This is a genomic window from Achromobacter sp. NPDC058515, assembly GCF_042721735.1.
Classification (GTDB): Bacteria; Pseudomonadota; Gammaproteobacteria; order Burkholderiales; family Burkholderiaceae_B; genus Achromobacter.
On sequence record NZ_JBHXNI010000009.1, the window covers coordinates 248,119 to 265,547 of the forward strand.

The window sequence follows — 17,429 nt, forward strand, 5'->3', positions numbered from 1 at the left end:
CACGGTGCAAACAATTCGCCGCTCGATGCCGCGCGGCGCCAGCGCCTCGTCGACGATGCCGCGGGCGGCGCCTCGGTAGGTGACCATCACATGCATCGGCCGTCTGGTCAAGACCGGCAAGTCGTTCAGGTGGGAGCCGGTCAGCTATAGCACCCAGTTCAATTGATCGGGCCGGGAATCGGAGGCGGGTTCCAAGCATGGGCATCGGTCTTGTGCCGGCCCGGCGAAAAAAAGGCGCCCCGAAGGGCGCCGCAAGACCGGCTATCCGGCAACCGGGCCCGCGAGGCCCGGCAGTACTCAATCCAGCTTCAGATCCGCTTCCTTCACCACGCGCTGCCACTTGGCGATCTCGGCGCGGCGGAAGGTGTCCAGGTCGGCGGGCGTGGAGCCGATAGGTTCCGCGCCGATGCCGGCCAGCTGCTCGGCGATCGCCGGGTCCTTCAGCACCTTGGCCAGCGCTTGCGACACCTGGTCCACGATGGCGGGCGGCGTGCCGGCCGGGGCGAACACGGCGTTCCATTCGTAGGTCTCGTAGCCCGGCACGCCCGATTCGGCGATGGTGGGCAGGTCGGGAGCGGTCTTGGAGCGTTCCAGCCCGCCCACGGCCACGGCGCGCAGCTTGCCGTTCTTCACGTGCTGCCAGGCCGAGCCCATGCTGGCGAACATGACGGGGACCTGGCCCGACATCACGTCGATCATGGCCGGGCCGCCGCCCTTGTAGGCCACGTGCTGGAGCTGGGTCTTGGCGAGCAGGTTGAACAGTTCGCCGGCCAGGTGCTGGGCGGAACCGGGGCCGGCCGAGGCGAAGTAGACGTGATCCTTGGCGTCGGGCTGGCCCAGCCTGATCAGGTCCGCCACGGTCTAGACTTCGTACGACGGCGTGACGACCAGCACGTTGGGCACGCGCAGCAGCAGCGACACGGGCGCAAAGGCGGCCAGGGTATCGAACTGCATCTTGCCGTGCAGGGCCGGATTCTGGGCGTGGTTGGAGGCGTCCAGCATCAGGGTGTAGCCGTCGGGCTTGGCCTTGGCGACGACCGCGCCGCCGATCATGCCGCCGGCGCCGCCGCGATTTTCAATGACGACGGGCTGGCCCAGTTCCGCGGCCAGCTTGGGGCCGATCAGGCGGGCCACCACGTCCACGGTGCCGCCGGGCGGATAGGTGACGACCAGCGTGACCGCGCGCTCGGGATAGGCGGCGGATGCGGCGCCGGCCGCGCCGGCCAGCAGTGCGGCGGCGGCGAGCAGGGCGCTGCGGCGCGCCAGGCGTTTGAACGGATGGGTCATGGTGTGTCTCCTTGGAATTGGAACAGCCGCAACGGGGTGTCGGCAAGCAGGACGCGCCGTTGCGCGGGATCGTCGATCCAGGCGTCCAGCCACTGCGTCGCCGCGGGGTAGGACGCCAGGTGGCGGTGCTCGGTATGGGGCCAGTCGCTGCCCCACATGAGTCGTTCGGGCGTGTAGGCGTCCAGCAACTGCTGCGCGGCCAGGCGGTCGGACGCGGCGCACGCGGGCGCGGCCCAGTTGCGGTAGGGGGCGGACAGCTTGACCCAGACGCGGCCGCTGTCCGCCTGCCGCAGCAGGTACTGGAAGCCGGGGTCGGATACGCCCAGCGCGGCGTCGGGGCGGCCGAAGTGGTCCACCACGACGCGGCAGCCCGCCGCCAGGAGGACGGGCATGACGCCGCGCAGGCGGGCGGCCTGCAGGTGGATTTCGACGTGCCAGCCCAGCGCGTTGACGCGGCTCAGCAGGGCCTGCCACGCGGGCGCCTCCAGGGCGGGCAGCTCCAGCCCGATCAGGTTCAGGCGGATGCCGACCACGCCGGCCCGGGCCAGGGCCTGCAATTCGGATTCCGAGATGTCCTTGCCCACCACGGCCACGCCCCGCAGGCGTTCGGGCGCGGCGCGCAGCGCCTGGACCATGTGGCTGTTGTCGGCGCCCAGGAAGCTGGGCTGCACCAGCACGCCGTGGCTCAGTCCGTGCGCATCCAGCAGGGCGAGGTATTCGGCAAGCGCGGCGTCGTAGTCGGGCGTATGGCGGCGCGTGTCGGCAAGCGCCAGGCCTTGCCGGAATACGTGCGCATGGGTGTCGACGGCGGCGCCGGTAACGGGCGGGGGCAAATCGGTCTCCTCGTTCCGCATGCGAGGCGCGGGCCTGCGATGCTCTTCTGTAAGGCGGGATTCTAGGGAGTCGGGGTATAGTTTTCTATTGTGGAAAAGCGCTTTTTATATATTGGATTGATATGGAAACCAGGCACCTGCGGTATTTTCTGGCCGTGGTGGACCATGGCAGCGTCAGCCGCGCGTCGGAATGGCTGGGCATTGCGCAGCCGGCGTTGAGCCAGGCGCTGACCCGCATGGAAAAGGACCTGGGCGTGCGGTTGTTCGACCGCTCGCGCCAGGGGACGACCCCCACGCCCGCCGCCGCGGCCATCCTGGAGGACGTGCGGGCCAGCGTGGCGCGCATCGATGCGGCGGCGCGCCGCGCGCGCGAGATCGGCCGCGGCAGCGCGGGGCAGTTGACGGTCGGGCTGGTGTCGTCGGCGCTGTTCGACACCCTGCCGCGCGCGCTGCGCGAGATGCGCAGGCAGGCGCCCGGCGTGCGCGTGATCCTGCGCGAGATGAGCAACGCCGAACAGGCCGAAGCCCTGCAGACCGGCGAGATCGATATCGGCCTGATGCATACGCCGGTGGCGGTGGGCGGGCGCATGCGCGAGCGCCAGCTCCTGCGCGACCGCCTCGTGGCCGCCGTGCCCGACGAATTCGACGTGGCGGCCGATGGCAAGGTGTCGATGGCGCAGATCGCGCAGGCCGGCCTGGTGATGTATCCGCAGGCGCAATTGCCCGCGTTCTACGCGGACATCCTGGATGCCATGCGCAAGGGCGGGCACGATGCGCATGTGGCGCAAGAGGCCAACCGCACGCTGACGGTGCTGTCCTGCGTGGCGGGCGGCTGCGGCGTTGCGCTGCTGCCCAGCTGGATCCGCTCGATGAATTTCCGCGGCGTGCGCTTTTGCGAAGTGCGCGACGGCGAACGCCTGCCCAGCTTCGACCTGAGCGCGATCTGGCCGGCCCGGTCCGTGCCCACGCTGGCCGACCTGTTCGCCAATCTGGACCTGGGAACGGGCGGGTGACGGCATCTGCTTTCATCGCGCATTCAATTTCACGCAAAAACGCTTAAGCCAAGCTTAAGACGGCATTTTCGGAGGAACTAGGCGAAGACCCGCCGTCTAACCAGGAACGACATCCGAGGTTCCTGGCTCATGGATATGAATTGGCAGCAGCAACTTGCGGAAAGCGCCCTCTGGCTATTGCGCGCATTCGGCATCACGGCCGTCGCGCTGGCGCTGATCACCATCGTGCTCGCGCGCACCACCGACTGGGGCCGCAAGTTCTGGCGGCTGGCCTGGCCGTACCTGACGCCCCGCCGCAGCTGGAGGCCGATGCTGACGCTGGCCCTGCTGCTGTTCCTGGCGATGTTCGCGGTGCGCATGACCGTGCTGTTTTCGTTCTGGTACAACGGCTTCTACAGCGCGCTGCAGGCGCTGGACGAGGCGGCCTTCTGGCATTTCCTGGGCATCTTCGCGGTGCTGGCCAGCGTGCACGTGGTGCGCAGCCTGGCCGACAGCTACGCCGGCCAGGCGTTCGACATCCATTGGCGCGTGTGGCTCAACGAGCGCCTGACGCGCGACTGGCTGGGCGCCGGCGCCTACTATCGCGGCCACTTCCTGGACGAGCCCGTCGACAACCCCGACCAGCGCATCGAGCAGGACATCTCCCTGTTCGTGACGGGCTCGCGCACGCTGGCGATCGGCGCGCTGAGCGCGATCGTGTCGCTGGTGGCGTTCACCTCCATCCTGTGGGGCCTGTCCGGCCCGCTGGCGGTGGCCGGCGTGGAGATTCCCCGCGCCATGGTGTTCATGGTGTACCTGTACGTGATCGTCGCGACCTGGTTCGCGTTCAAGATCGGACGCCCGCTGATCAAGCTGAATTTCCTGTCCGAACGCCTGACGGCAAACTTTCGCTACGCGCTGGTCCGCCTGCGCGAGAACGCCGAGAACGTCGCGTTCTATCAAGGCGAGGAAGTCGAGCGCGCCACCTTGTGGACCCGCTTCACGTCCTACATCGCCAACTTGTGGGCCCGCGTGTACCGGGGGCTGAAGTTCGACGGCTTCAACCTGTCGGTCAGCCAGGTCGCGGTGGTGTTTCCGTTCATCCTGCAGGCGCCGCGCTTCTTCAGCGGCGCGATCAAGCTGGGCGACGTCATGCAAACCTCGCAGGCGTTCGGGCAGGTGCAGGATTCGCTGTCGTTCTTTCGCAGCTCCTACGACACGTTTGCGCAATACCGCGCCACGCTGGACCGGCTCAACGGATTCCTGGACGCCAACGAGGCCGCGCGCGCCTTGCCGTCGGTGCAGACGCAGGCCAGGCCCGACGCCATGGAGATCGACGCCCTGAACGTGTCGCGCCCCGACGGCACGCGGCTGCTGCGGGACCTGAACCTGCGCTTGCTGCCCGGTCAGGCCTTGCTGATCAAGGGACCTTCAGGCAGCGGCAAGACCACCTTGCTGCGCGCGCTGGCGGGCCTGTGGCCCTATGCGCAGGGCACGGTGCGGCGTCCGCAGGGGGCGTCCGCGCTGTTCCTGTCGCAGCGCCCGTATCTGCCGCTGGGCGACCTGCGCGGCGCGGTGGCGTATCCCGGGCTGGCGCAGCCGGAAGACGACGCGCGCCTGGCCGATGCGCTGCGGCAGGTCAACCTGGGCCATCTGGCGGGGAGGCTGGACGAGGTGCAGGACTGGTCGCGCATCCTGTCCATCGGCGAGCAGCAGCGCGTGGCGTTTGCGCGCGCGCTCTACAACCGGCCCGCGATCGTGTTCCTGGACGAGGCCACCTCGGCTACCGACGAGGGCCTGGAGCATGCGCTCTACAGCCTGCTGCGCGCGGCGCTGCCGGACAGCATGCTGGTCAGCGTGGGGCACCGCAGCACGCTGGATCCCTTTCATAGCCACCGCCTGGACCTGCTTGGCGCGGGCCGCTGGGCGATGGGGCCGATGGCGGCGGGACGCGGCGCGCAGCAGCCGCGCCGCGCGGCCGCGTAGCGTAGCCGGCCCCGCGCCGGCTCAGGTGCCGACGCGCAACGGGCCGGTCAGCTTGCGCAGCGCGGCGACGACGCTTTGCGCCGTGATGCGGCCCGTCTTGGGATTGGCGGACGGGATGTTCTGGATTTCCATCGAGAACGAGGCCGAGTCGGATACGACTTCGACACGGTGGACGTTGCGCTCCAGCGATGGGTCCGCCCAGATTTCCAGCGTGGTCTGGTCCGGCCCGATGCCCGCCAGCGACACGCTGACCGCCACGTTCAAGTTGGCGGGGAAGCCCACCGCGGCTTCCCGCGGCGAGCCGCGGAAGATCAGGCGCGGCTCGGCGATGTCCGCGATGTCGATGTTGTTGTCGGTCAGGTAGGGCGCGCCGAGCAGGCCGCGCACCGGCTTGCGGGTGATCATCGTGACGGAATGGATGACGCCTTCGGCGGCGGTGATGGCGTCCAGGCCCAGGATGGCGCCCGAGGGCACCACGATCTGGCCGCCATGCTGGCGGGCCACTTCGATCAGGTCGTCATGGCGCAGCAGCGCGCCGGAACTGAGCACCACCATCTTCTTGCCGGCGCGCAGCACGGGTTCGGCGATGTCGCGGAACACGGCGGCGGGGGCGCATTCCACGACCACGTCGCAATGCTCGGCAAGCGCGGCTATGGTGGTGAAGGCGGGGGCGCCGTTCGTCCATGCGAAGGCGGGCGGGGCATTGGGGTCGCGCACCGCGACGGCGGCGAGCGTCAGGCCGGGCAGGCCGGCGTCCAGGGATTGCGCCACGGCCTGGCCGATGGCGCCGAAGCCGGCGATGCCGACGCGGTAGCTGTTCATGGGAATCCAGAAGGTTGGGTCTCGCGGCGGACCGCGGGCGGTTCGGGAAGGCGGCGGCGCGGATCGCTCAGCGCAGGGCCGCCGGCCACTGTAGCCAGCGCATGGCCTTGCGTCAATGCGGGATGCCGGCAAGGCCGCGGCTACACTCGTGCCTTGCATTGCCTGGAGGCTGACCATGCAGATCCATCCCGAAACGCCCGACGATCGCGACGCCATCTTCGCCGTTACGCAAGCGGCGTTCAAAGACCATCCCCACAGCCAGCAGACCGAGGGCCATATCAACAACGCGCTGCGCGAAGCCGGCGCGCTGGCCTTGTCGCTGGTGGCGCGGGAGCAAGGGCGCGTGGTCGGGCACATTGCGTTTTCGCCCGTGACGATCAGCGATGGCGCGCCGCGCTGGTACGGGCTGGGGCCGATGGCGGTGATGCCGCAATTCCAGGGGCGGGGCATCGGATCGGCATTGATCCGGGATGGCCTGGCGCGGCTGAAGGCGCAGGGCGCGGCGGGTTGCGTGGTGCTGGGCGATCCTGGCTATTACGGACGCTTCGGTTTCGCGGCGACGCCCGCGCTGAGCTATCCCGGCGTGCCGCCGGAGTACTTCATGGCGCTGGTGTTCACGCACCCCGCGCAGGGCATCGTGGCTTACCACGCGGGGTTCGAGGCGGCGCCGCCGCAGGATTGAAGGCCAGGCCTGCGCCGCCGCGCGTTGCGCGGCGGGGCTTTACGGCGCGGGCTAGCTCCCTTTCTGCGCCTTGGCCATGTAGTCGATGGTCAGGTTGGACAGCGCGCGCACGCCGTTGATGAGGCCCGACTCATCCACCTGGAAGCGCGGCGAGTGGTTGGGGGCGGCCTTCTCGACGTCGGCGCCCTTGGGCGTCACGCCCAGGTAGAAGAACATGCCGGGCACTTTTTCCTGATAGAAGGAAAAGTCCTCGGACGCCGTCGACTTGGGCTGCAGGCCGTAGTTGCCGTCGCCCGCCACGCGGCGCAGCGTGGGGCCCATCTGCTCGGCCAGCGCGGGCGGGTTGACGGTGGCGTTGTAGAGCTCCACCACCCGCACATCCGCCTTGGCGCCCGCGCTCTGCGCGATCATGTCGGCGGTGCGCGCGATGCGCTGGTGGATGTCCTTCTTCATGCCTTCGTCGTAGGTGCGGATGGTGCCCGTCATGGCCACGCTCTCCGGCACGATGTTCATGCGGTTGCCGCCATGGATGGCGCCCACGGTGATCACGGCCGGCTCCAGCATGCTGTTGAGCTGGCGGCTGGGGATGGTCTGCAGGCCCAGGATGATCTGCGAGCTGACCACGATGGGGTCGATGCCCGACCAGGGCCGCGCGCCGTGCGTCTGCTTGCCGGTGACGTCGATCCAGAACTGGTCTGCGGCCGCCATGGCCGGGCCGCCGCGCCAGGCCAGCCAGCCCGCCGGATACGAGCTGGACACGTGCAGCCCGAAGATGGCGTCCACCTTGGGGTTCTCCAGCACGCCTTCCTGCACCATCATCTTGGCGCCCCAGGTCTTCTTGCCGTCGGGCTCGAAGTCGGCGGGGCTTTCCTCGGCGGGCTGGAAGATGAATTTCACGCTGCCGGGCAACTGGTCCTTCATGCCGGCCAGCACTTCCGCGGTGGCCATCAGGATGGCGGTGTGGGTGTCGTGGCCGCAGGCGTGCATCACGTCCACTTCCTTGCCCAGGAAGGTGCCCTTGGCCTTGGAGGCAAACGGCAGGTCCACCTGTTCCTTGACGGGCAGGGCATCCATGTCGGCGCGCAGCGCCACCACGGGCCCGGGCTTGCCGCCCTTGAGCACGGCGACCACGCCGGTGCCGGCCACGCCTGTCTTCACGTCCAGGCCCAGCGCGCGCAGATGGTCGGCCACGAGCTTGGACGTGCGGTGTTCCTGGTTGCCCAGTTCGGGATGTTCGTGGATGTCGCGGCGCCAGGCGATGAGCTTGTCTTCGATGGCCTTGGCGCGCTGGTCGATCTGGGCGGCCAGCGCGGGGTTGGCGGCGGGCTGCACCGCGCCTTGGGTGCCGGGCGCGCCTTGCGCGGCGGCCGGGCCGGCAAGCGCCAGATGGGCGGCCAGCGCAAGCGGGGCCAGGCGGAATAGGGTTTTGCGATGTTGCATGCTCTCCTCCTCTTGGTTGTTAACCTGTTATTGGATGAGGATCTTACCCGAGCCGAATCGCCTTGGCGCAGCTGTTTCCTGCGCTTACTTTGCGCGGAATTTACCGCCGGACGGCCGTCTCATTTGGCGCCGGACGAGGCCGCATGCAGGGCGGGTTTCGCGCCGCGGACGAGGGCCAGCAGCAACAGCGCGGCCAGCACCGACGCCGCGCCCGCCACCAGCATGGCGGCATGGAAGCCGCCTGCCAGCGCGTCGGCGTACAGGGCGTCGATGCCCGCCGGCATCACGTGCTGCGTGACCGCCGCGCGCGCGGCCGCCTGCGCGTCGGCTGCCCCCGCGCGCGTCAGGGAATCGGCCAGCGCGTCGATGGCGCGCCCGCTCATCAGCGCGCCCAGCAGCGCGATGCCGATGGTCATGCCCGTCTGGCGCAGCGCGTTCATGGTGGCCGACGCCATGCCGGAACGCTCGCGCGGCACCGTGGCCATCACGGCCATGCTGGTGGACGGCACGGCAAGCCCCATGCCCAGGCCCAGCATCACCATCAGGGACCCGGACACCACGAACGGCGTATCCGCTTCAAAGCTCATCATGCCCAGCATGGCCGCGCCGATCAGGCCATAGCCCGCGATCATCAGGCGGGGCAGGCCAAAGCGCAGGTTCAGCCGCCCGAACACCATGGACATGAGGCCGGCGGCGATGAACTGCGGCGCAAGCTGCCCGCCGGCCGCGAGCGGCGACAGGCCTTGCACGTGCTGCAGGTAGAGCGAAAAGAAGAACAGGCTGCTGTAGCCGGAAAAGCCCAGCACGAAGGACGCGAAGTTGGTCGCCGCGAAGCCGGTGTCGCGGAACAGGCCCAGCGGCAGGATGGGGCGCGCGGTCCGGTGCTCGACCCACAGGAAGGCGGCCAGTCCCGCCGCCGCGATGCCCAGCGCGAGCATCGTGCCGCGCGCATTCCAGCCATGTTCGCCGGCGGCGATCAGGCCGTAGGTCAGCGCGCCCAGCCAGATCACGCTCAGCGCCTGGCCGGCGGGATCGAAGGCGGCATGTTCGGGATGGGCGCTTTCCTGGATGCTCCACAGGCCCAGCGCGATGGCCAGCGCGCCGACCGGCAGGTTGATCAGGAAGATGCTCTGCCAGCTGAAGTGCGCGACCAGCACGCCGCCCAGCATCGGCCCGACGATCAGCGAGATCGCATTGCAGGACGCCCAGAACCCGATGGCCCGGGCGCGCTCCGCGGCGTCCGGGAAGGCCTGCGTCAGGAGCGACAGCGCGCCCGGAATCAGCAGCGCGCCCGCCACGCCCTGCACCGCCCGGCCCAGCAGCAGCAGCGGCAGGTTGTCCGCCAGGCCGCACATCGCGGACCCGACCGTGAACAGCAGCACCCCGGCCAGCCAGGAACGCTTGCGGCCGTACCGGTCGCCCAGCGGGCCGGCCGACAGCATGAATGCCGACAGGAACAAGGCGTAGGCATCCACCACCCACTGCAGGCCCGCCATGTCGATGCGCAGCGCGGCCTGCATGGTCGGCAGCGCCACGTTCACGATGCTGATGTCCAGGATGGTGATGAAGCTGCCCAGGTTGACGGCAAGGACCAGGGTGCGGCGGCGTGAGGGTTGCATGGAGATGGCGAAAGAGGAAAGATGGGCCTATTCTATGTATCGACTGACCGTCGGTCAATGAATAAAGGAATCGTTCTCAACAACGCCGTATCCGGGGACGCAGTCCTCTACACTGGGGCCCTCGTTCATGAATGGATCGCTAGAAGACATGCCTGCCGCTTCCGACAAGCCCGTTGCGCCCGCTGCGGCGGATGCCGCGCCCAAGTCCCGGACCAAGCCCGCCGCGGTGCGGCTGGACGAGCTGATGGCCGCCGCGGAGGCGCTGTTCATCGAGAAGGGCGTCGAGGCGGCCACGATCAGCGAGATCGTCGAGCGGGCGGGCGTGGCCAAGGGCACGTTCTATCACTACTTCACCTCCAAGAACGACATGCTGGTGGCGCTGCGCGCCAAGTTCTCGCAAGGTTTCCTGGACCACATCGACCAGGCCGTGCACGCCTGTGCGCCCGGCGACGGCGTGGCGCGGCTGCGCGCATGGACGCGCGCCGGCGTCGAGGCCTATTTCGACGGCTACGCGTTGCACGACGTGGTGTTCCACGACACCAACCATCCCGACCGCGGCGTGGCCGAAAAAAGCGCCGTGCTGAACCAGCTGGCCGGCATCCTGGAGGCGGGCGCACGCGCCGGCTGCTGGACGCTGGACGACACGATGCTGACCGCCATCGTGCTGTACCACGGTATGCATGGCGCGGTGGACGCGCGCATCGCGCAGGGCAGGCAAGACGCGGAGGGCCTGTCCGCGCCGCTGTCGGCGATGTTCCTGCGCATGCTGGGCGCGCGGGCGGGCTGACGGCGCGTCCGTCCGGGCGTCTCTCGCCTATTGCAGCTTGATGCCCAGCTCCTTGATCAGCGGCTCCATGTCCGCGCGGTCCGCCTCGATGGTGGCCGCCAATTCCTCCGGCGAACTGCCGATCGGGATCATGCCCAGCGTTTCCATCTGCGCCTTCATCGCGGGTTCCTTGAGGATGTCCGACACGGATTTCTGGATCAGCGCGACCCGGTCCTGTGGAATGCCCGCGGGCGCCATCAGGCCGATCCACGGCTGCGGCGCGTAGTCCTTCAAGCCGGATTCCTTCAGGGTGGGCGTGCCCGGCAGGCCGCCGAAGCGCTCCGGACTGGTGATCGCCAGGGCGCGCAGGCGGCCGCTGTCGATCAGCCCCTTGGAGCTGGACGGCGCATCCAGGCCCACGTCGAGCTGGCCGCCGATCAGGTCGTTCTGCGTCTTGCCGGACGAGGACGACGGCACGTACAAGGCCTTGATCCCGGCGCGGCGGGCCGTCTGTTCCCAGACCAGATGAAACGCGGTGCCGATGGAGAACGAGCCCACGCTCAGGCTGCGCGTCTTGCTCTCGCGCACGAAGTCTTCCCAGGTCTTGATGGGGCTGTCCTTGGGCACGATGAAGATGAAGGGCGTGCGCGCCACCAGCGAGACCGGTTGCAGGTCCTTCTGCGTGTCGAAGGGCAGGCTGTCCACCGCGAACGGCACGATAGTGACGGACGAGGCCACCACCATGCCCAGCGTGTAGCCGTCGGGCGCGGACTTGACCAGCGCGCCCGTGCTGATGATGCCGGACGCGCCGGGCTTGTTCTCCACCACCACGGGCTGTCCCCAGGCGGCGCCGAGCTTGCTGGCCAGCACGCGCAGCATTACGTCGACGGGCCCGCCGGGCGGGTTCGACACGATGATCTTCACCGGTTTGTCGGGATAGGCGGCGGTCGCGGCCAGCGGCAGCAGCAGCGCCAGCGCGATCGCGGTTTGCTTGAACATGGAATTCCCCTTGTATTGTTGGCATGCGGGCGCGGACGGCGGTCCGTTCGCGCCAATGCGCACTGGGCGCGCGTAGCGTGGGCCGCTAGGCCAGGATCTGCATATGCGGGGCCTGCGGCCAGTCCGGGGCGTCTGCGCGGATGAACGCGATCCATGCCTGTTGCGTGCGGCGGGCAAGCTGTCCGGCCTGGGCGGGCGGCAGGCCGGCCAGCATGGGCGCGGCGGCGAAGGCCTGCAGGGTGTCAAACACAAAGGGCAGCTCGATGCAGTGGCAGGCGCCGAAGCGGTCCGTGGGCGCTACGTCAAAGCGCGCAAGCCAGGCGCTGCGGCCCTGGGCGATGGCCTCTTCGGCCCACAGGCGCGAGGGCGCGCCGAACACCGCGTCGCCCGTCGCCTGGCTGGCGGCGTCCGTGCCGCTGCCGGGAAAGGCGGCCATTTCGTGTTGCGTGTAGCAGACCAGCACGTCGGCGCGGGATGCGGCCTGCTTCAATGCCGGCGCGATGTCTTGCGGCAGCACCTGGCCGTCGAGCACGGGGGTGAACAGGCTGCGGCTGCTGCCTTCGGCGCGCAGCGCCTCCACCACCTCGGGCGCCTGCTGCGCGGCCAGCAGCGCGGCCACGGGCAGTTCGCGGGCGGCCTGCAGCGAATCGGCGCCGGCGGCCCGCAGGAAGGCCTGCCCCAGCGCGTCGGCCTGCCGCGAGCTGCGAAAGCCCCGGCCCAGCGCGGCGCTCTGCAGGATGGCGCGTGAGAACCGCGGCTTGCGCGCCAGCATGGCGCAGATCGAGGACGCGCCGGCGGATTGGCCCATGACGGTGATCCGCTCCGGGTCGCCGCCCAGGTCCTGGATGTTGTCCAGCACCCAGTCGATCGCGGCTTCCTGGTCCAGCAGCCCCACATTGGCCGTCTGCCCGGGCACATGCAGCCAGCCCAGCGCGGCCAGCCGGTAGTTGACCGCCACCACCACCACATCGCCGCGCTGCGCCAGGCGGGCGCCGTCATACCAGTCAAGCGCGCCGCCGCCGCTTTGCCAGGCGCCGCCGTGCAGCCACACCACGACGGGGCGCCGCTTGCCGTCGGCCTCGGGCGTCCAGACGGTCAGGTGCAGGCAGTCTTCGGATTGTTCGGCGCTGAAGTCGCCCATGGCGCCGCGCAGCCGCGACGGCAATTGGGGGGCGACCGTGCCCGGCCGGGTGGCGTCGCGGTCGCCGCGCCACGTGGCGGGCTGCGGCGGCGCAAAGCGCAGGCTGCCCATGGGCGCCTGCGCGTAGGGAATGGCGCTGTAGCGGCAGACGCCGCTGTCGCGCACGCCGGTCAGCGTGCCTGCCTGGAGCGCCGCCTTCACGCGTTCACTCATATCCTGCCCCTTGTTTCATTGTTCGTCGTCAGGACGCGGCGGGCGCCGCGGCCATCGGGCTATGGTAGGGAGGAACGGTGTGCGCAAGACATGCCGGTTTTGAACAATGCCATGCGAAACCCGCATGGCCGGGGCGTTGCGGGCAAGGGTTCGCGCCTACTTCGCGATGCGCGCGTCCAGGCTGTTGTCCGCCAGCGCCTGGGCCTGCGCTTGCGACATGCCCAGGTGCTCGTAGAGCGCATGGAAGTTCTCGTTGACGTAACCGCCGAAATACGCCGGGTCGTCGGAGTTGACGGTGACCTTCACGCCCGCGTCCAGCAGCGACAGGATGTTGTGGTCGCGCATGTGTTCAAACACGCGCAGGCGGGTGTTGGACAGCGGACAGACCGTCAGCGGGATCTGTTCGTCGATCAGGCGGGCGATCAGTTTGGGGTCTTCGGCGGCGCGCACGCCATGGTCGATGCGCAGCACTTTCAGCAGGTCCAGCGCTTCCCAGATGTACTCGGGCGGGCCTTCCTCGCCCGCGTGGGCCACGGCGGGCAGGCCTTCGGCGCGCGCGCGGTCGAACACGCGCTGGAACAGGCGCGGCGGAAAGCCCATCTCGCTGCTGTCCAGGCCGACGGCGATGAAGGCGTCGCGGTAGGGCAACGCGGCGTCCAGCGTGCGCATCGCCTGTTCTTCGGGAAGGTGGCGCAGAAAGCTCAGGATCAGGCCGCTGGTGACGCCCAGCTGCTTGCGGCCGTCTTCCAGCGCCTGGCTGATGCCGTTGACCGCGGCTTCGAAAGGCACGCCGCGGTCCGTGTGGGTCTGCGGATCGAAGAAGGGCTCGGTGTGCACCACGTTCTGCTCTTTGCACTTGAGCAGATAGGCCCAGGTCAGGTCATAGAAGTCCTGCTCGGTGCGCAGCACGTCCGCGCCCATGTAATAGAGGTCCAGGAATTCCTGGAGATTGCCATAGTTGTAGGCGCCGCGCAGGGCATCGATGTCGGGCCAGGGCAGCGCCACGCCGTTGCGCTGCGCCAGCCGGAACAGCAGCTCGGGTTCGAGCGAGCCTTCCAGGTGCAGGTGCAGTTCCGCCTTGGGCAATGCGTTGAGCCAGTCGTACATGGGTGCTCCGATCTAAAGATGATGTTCAGGGTACTGCGCGCCGGGCCGGACCGCCTAGGCGGCCAGCGCGATGCTGTCCGCCTGGATGGCCTGCTCAAGCTGCGCCGCAAAGGCGCGCGCCTGGCGGGTGCTGGGGCGGTCGCGGCGCCAGATGGCCGCCAGCGGGGACCTGCGCAGGGCGGGCCGCAAGGGCAGGACGACAAGCTCGCCGCGCGCCTGCCGGATCGCCGCGACGCTGCCGGGCAGCATCCACAGGTATTGTCCGTCCAGCAGCATTTCGCGGCCGAATTCCAGCGACAGGGCGCCGATCATATCCGGAATCTTCAGGCCCTCCTGGCGCAGCAGCATTTCCAGCTCGCCGCGGATGCGGCTGCCGGGCAGGGCGGTGATCCAGGGGTAGTCGACGTAATCGGCCAGCGTGGCGCCGGGCAGGCAGGCCAGCGGATGACTGTTGGCGCAGGCCAGCACCACCGGATCTTCCAGCAAGGTGGTCGAGCGGTAGATCTGCGGATTGACGGTGGACGAGAAGCGGCTGATCAGCACGTCCAGGGCGCCCGCGTCCAGGTCTTCGATCAGCCGCTCGTGCGTGCCGATCTCGATGGTCAGGGTGATGCGCGGATAGGCCTGGCGGAAGGCGCGCGCGGCCTGGGCCACCGGCCAGCCCGCGAACATCGAGAAGCAGCCCACGGTCAGGCTGCCTTCGTCGCCGCGCGACACCGCGGCCAGATCGATCTCGGCCTTGCGGAAGTCGGTGAGCAACAGGCGGGCGTGGCGGCACATGGCCTCGCCCAGCGGGGTGCAGGTGGTGCCCTTGGCCGTGCGTTCGAACAGCCGCGCGCCCACCAGTTCCTCGATCTCGGCGATGGCGCGGGACAGGCCCGATTGCGTGCTGTGCAGCTGGGCCGCCGCCTTGGACAGATTGCCCAATTCGGAGACGGTCAGCACGATCTCCAGGTGCCGGATGCGGAGCTTGCCTCGGAATGGTGTCATGGCGCGGGGTCGGGGACGATGTGCCGATTATTCTCCGCCGCCGGACGCTTGGCAACGCGCGCGCGGGATTCGGATATAGTTCGACGCCAGGCAGAACAGCGGGGTCCGGCGCAATGCGCCAGAGTCCGCCCCGTGGCCGGCATCGTGGAGAGGAAGCCTTGTCCCATCTACCCGTCGCAGCGCAGCGGGGCGTTCTTCGCATCGTTCGCTTGTCCGCCTGCGGGCTGGCGCTGTCCGCGCTGGCCGCTTGCGGCGCATCGCGCCTGGACGAGGTGCCGGTCGCCTGGACAAGTTTCCGCGATCCGCGGCCGGTGGTCCTGCCGTCCGATCCGGCGCAATGCCCGGACCTGGCCGGCGTCTATCAGGCGGCGGGCGAGTATCGCGCAGGCGACAGGCAGTCGAAGTCGCTTGCCGACCTGTACCTGTTCCTGGCGCATCCCCTGGACCTGCATGGTTTGCGCGGCGGCGGCACGCCGGAATGGAGTCCGGCGCCGCAAGCCACGGTGGCGTTCGCGCCCGGGACCCGCGGCTGGGACGTGCAGGCGCAGGACGGGCAGGGCGGCCGTTTCAGCGGGCAATTGCCGGTGCTGGACGGCGCGCGCGACAGCGTGGCGTCGCCGGCCTTGTTCAATCCGCGCATGCCCGGCGGCATCGTGCGCTACACCGGCTGCGCGCAGGGCCGCCTGTGGATCAGCGTCCGCGCCGATTGGGCCCAGTACGAATCCATGGGCGTGCAGCGCCACGTGGCGCTGCTGCGCCGGGACGCGGGCGGCCTGCTGGTCACGATGCAGCGCGAGTCCGACAGCATCGGCATGCTGCCCTGGTATTCCAACGACGGCGCCGTGTCCCAATACTGGTTCGCGCCCGCGCCGGGCGCGGGCGCACCGTAGGCGGCCGGCTGTGAACGCTCCCGCGCAACACGCCCGCTTCGTGACCGGCCCGCTGGGCGGCCACGTCATCGAGATGATCCTGACCGGCTGGGCCAGCATGCTGGCCGTGTTCGCCGTGGAGTTCCTGTCGCTGCTGTACCTGGGCACGCTCAAGGATGAGGCGGTGCTCGGCGCGGTGGGCTTCGGTTCGATGACGCAATTCACGATTACCTCGATATGCATCGGCGTCACGGTGGGCGGCGCGGCCCTGGTGTCGCGCGCGCTGGGGGCGAACGATGCGCCGCGCGCCCGGACACTGGCCGGCGCGTCGCTGATCCTGATGGCCGCGGCCGGGCTGGCGTCGGGCGCGCTGTTCCTGGCGGCCATCGGCCCGTTCACCGCGGCCATCGGGCTGGCGGAGGATGTGCGCGGGCACCTGCTGTCCTATGTGCTCATCACCACGCCGTTCGCGGTGGTGATGGGCGTGGGCATGATGCTGTCCAACCTGCTGCGCGCCGCGGGGCATGGCCGCCAGTCCATGTGGGTGCTGCTGGCGGGCACCGCGACCGTCGCCGTGCTGGACCCCGTGGTCATCTTCGTGCTGGACGGCGGCATGGTGGGCATTGCCTGGGCCGGCGGGGTGGGGCGCGTGGCCACGGTGGCGCTGGGCGCCTGGCTGGTGTTCCGCAAGCACCGCCTGGTGGCCTGGCCCGCCAGGGGGGCGCTGCGCGAGCATCTGGCCGCGATCGGGAAGATCGCGCTGCCTGCCGCGCTGACCACCCTGGCCACGCCGGCATCGGTCATCTTCACCGTGTCCACCTACGCCAGCTTCGGCCCCAGCGTGATGGCGGGGGCCACGGTGGTGGACCGCCTGCTGCAACTGGCCTATTCGCTGTTCTTTGTGCTGCCGGGCGCGATCGGGCCCATTCTGGGACAGAACCTGGGCGCGGGCCAATGGGAACGCGTGAAGCAGACGGTTAGCCTGACCGCGCGCTGGGCGCTGCTGTACGGATTTTCCGCGGCGGTGCTGCTGGCGCTGCTGGCGCCCTGGATGCCCGACCTCTTCCAGGTGACCGGGCCGGGCCGCGACCTGATCATCTTCTTCTGCCGCTATGGCAGCTTTGCCTGGGCGCTCAACAGCCTGTTCTTCGTGTCGATCGCCGTCTTCAATAATCTGGGCTACGCCACGTACTCCACCGCCATCGGCTGGCTGCGCGCCACCGTGGGTACCTTGCCCTTTGTGTGGCTGGGCGCGCACTACGGCGGGCCCGAAGGCGTGATGCTGGGGCAGACCACCGGCTTCGCGCTGTTCAGCCTGGTCGCGATGGCCCTGTGCCAGCGCGTGCTGCGCGCGCCGCCCGCCGGGTACGTCCCCAGGCCGGTCGTCTAGCGCGGGGCGGCGCGGTTCGATTTCGGCGGCTGGTCGCGGTACGATCCCTGCTGACCTCGATTTTTCAGGAAAGCCATGCGCCAGAGTTCCATACGCCCTCGAATCGACAGCTTCTCCCGCGTGCTTGTGGCCGCGGCGCTGGCCGCTGCCGCCGCGAGCGCCGCGCAGGCGCAGGCGCCGGCGTCCGCGACCGGATCGCGCACCCAATCGCCCGCGCCGGCCCAACCGCTGCCGGCCCTCACGCCCAAGCGCAGCTTCGACGACGCGCCCGCCGCGCGCGCCCAGGCCGCCCC

Annotated in this window: 14 protein-coding genes and 2 pseudogenes; 7 read left to right on the forward strand and 9 right to left on the reverse strand. The window is 69.5% G+C overall.

The genetic code is table 11. The features are described 5' to 3' along the window. Positions 1-297: 297 nt before the first annotated feature. Positions 298-1,287, reverse strand: a pseudogene (locus tag ACFWP0_RS17550) (tripartite tricarboxylate transporter substrate binding protein). After that, on the reverse strand, positions 1,284-2,120 hold the full coding sequence (locus tag ACFWP0_RS17555) for an amidohydrolase family protein (protein WP_377844106.1): 837 nt from the start codon (positions 2,118-2,120) through the stop codon (positions 1,284-1,286). The pseudogene ACFWP0_RS17550 and the gene ACFWP0_RS17555 overlap by 4 nt, the downstream one beginning before the upstream one ends. Positions 2,121-2,242: 122 nt before the next feature. Here ACFWP0_RS17555 and ACFWP0_RS17560 point away from each other — a divergent pair, with 122 nt between their 5' ends. Both ACFWP0_RS17560 and ACFWP0_RS17565 read left to right on the forward strand, forming a co-directional pair. After that, positions 2,243-3,133: a LysR family transcriptional regulator gene (locus ACFWP0_RS17560; protein ID WP_377844108.1), complete on the forward strand. Its 891-nt coding sequence runs from the start codon at positions 2,243-2,245 to the stop codon at positions 3,131-3,133. 129 nt (positions 3,134-3,262) lie between these two features. Continuing rightward, positions 3,263-5,098, forward strand: coding sequence for an ABC transporter ATP-binding protein/permease (locus ACFWP0_RS17565; RefSeq protein WP_377844109.1), 1,836 nt, complete (start codon positions 3,263-3,265; stop codon positions 5,096-5,098). A 21-nt stretch (positions 5,099-5,119) separates the two neighbouring features. Here ACFWP0_RS17565 and ACFWP0_RS17570 read toward each other — a convergent pair whose 3' ends face one another. Further along, the gene (locus tag ACFWP0_RS17570; RefSeq protein ID WP_377844111.1) at positions 5,120-5,920 is read right to left on the reverse strand and encodes an aspartate dehydrogenase; all 801 of its coding nucleotides are present in this window, start codon (positions 5,918-5,920) and stop codon (positions 5,120-5,122) included. A gap of 175 nt (positions 5,921-6,095) precedes the next feature. Here ACFWP0_RS17570 and ACFWP0_RS17575 point away from each other — a divergent pair, with 175 nt between their 5' ends. Then, entirely contained in the window at positions 6,096-6,602 is a 507-nt protein-coding gene (locus ACFWP0_RS17575) for a GNAT family N-acetyltransferase (protein WP_377844113.1), read from the forward strand. Between the two features lie 51 nt (positions 6,603-6,653). On the opposite strand, the gene ACFWP0_RS17580 is transcribed toward ACFWP0_RS17575, so the two are convergent. Together ACFWP0_RS17580 and ACFWP0_RS17585 are read right to left on the reverse strand one after the other, a co-directional pair. After that, complete coding sequence (locus ACFWP0_RS17580; protein ID WP_377844115.1) at positions 6,654-8,042, reverse strand: amidohydrolase; 1,389 nt, start codon at positions 8,040-8,042, stop codon at positions 6,654-6,656. A gap of 119 nt (positions 8,043-8,161) precedes the next feature. Further along, complete coding sequence (locus tag ACFWP0_RS17585) at positions 8,162-9,661, reverse strand: MFS transporter (RefSeq protein ID WP_377844117.1); 1,500 nt, start codon at positions 9,659-9,661, stop codon at positions 8,162-8,164. Positions 9,662-9,809: 148 nt separating this feature from the next. On the opposite strand from ACFWP0_RS17585, the gene ACFWP0_RS17590 reads away from it, so the two are divergent. Beyond that, positions 9,810-10,448, forward strand: a complete 639-nt coding sequence (locus tag ACFWP0_RS17590) for a TetR/AcrR family transcriptional regulator (RefSeq protein ID WP_377844141.1) — start codon at positions 9,810-9,812, stop codon at positions 10,446-10,448. Between the two features lie 27 nt (positions 10,449-10,475). Here the strand turns inward: ACFWP0_RS17590 and ACFWP0_RS17595 are convergent, their stop codons facing one another. The 4 genes from ACFWP0_RS17595 to ACFWP0_RS17610 form a co-directional block, all read right to left on the reverse strand. Further along, positions 10,476-11,426: a Bug family tripartite tricarboxylate transporter substrate binding protein gene (locus ACFWP0_RS17595; protein ID WP_377844118.1), complete on the reverse strand. Its 951-nt coding sequence runs from the start codon at positions 11,424-11,426 to the stop codon at positions 10,476-10,478. Between the two features lie 85 nt (positions 11,427-11,511). Next, on the reverse strand, positions 11,512-12,780 hold the full coding sequence (locus ACFWP0_RS17600; RefSeq protein ID WP_377844120.1) for a carboxylesterase/lipase family protein: 1,269 nt from the start codon (positions 12,778-12,780) through the stop codon (positions 11,512-11,514). Positions 12,781-12,936: 156 nt separating this feature from the next. Beyond that, positions 12,937-13,887 (reverse strand): adenosine deaminase, encoded by a 951-nt coding sequence (locus tag ACFWP0_RS17605; RefSeq protein ID WP_377844122.1) that lies wholly within the window; start codon positions 13,885-13,887, stop codon positions 12,937-12,939. 54 nt (positions 13,888-13,941) lie between these two features. Further along, positions 13,942-14,877, reverse strand: a complete 936-nt coding sequence (locus ACFWP0_RS17610; protein ID WP_377844124.1) for a LysR family transcriptional regulator — start codon at positions 14,875-14,877, stop codon at positions 13,942-13,944. 158 nt (positions 14,878-15,035) lie between these two features. Here ACFWP0_RS17610 and ACFWP0_RS17615 point away from each other — a divergent pair, with 158 nt between their 5' ends. The 3 genes and pseudogenes from ACFWP0_RS17615 to ACFWP0_RS17625 form a co-directional block, all read left to right on the forward strand. Further along, positions 15,036-15,767, forward strand: coding sequence for a hypothetical protein (locus ACFWP0_RS17615; protein WP_377844126.1), 732 nt, complete (start codon positions 15,036-15,038; stop codon positions 15,765-15,767). Positions 15,768-15,777: 10 nt separating this feature from the next. Then, a complete protein-coding gene (locus ACFWP0_RS17620) occupies positions 15,778-17,136 on the forward strand; it encodes an MATE family efflux transporter (RefSeq protein ID WP_377844128.1) in 1,359 nt (452 codons plus the stop codon). A gap of 75 nt (positions 17,137-17,211) precedes the next feature. After that, positions 17,212-17,429, forward strand: a pseudogene (locus tag ACFWP0_RS17625) (lytic murein transglycosylase); the annotation flags it as partial.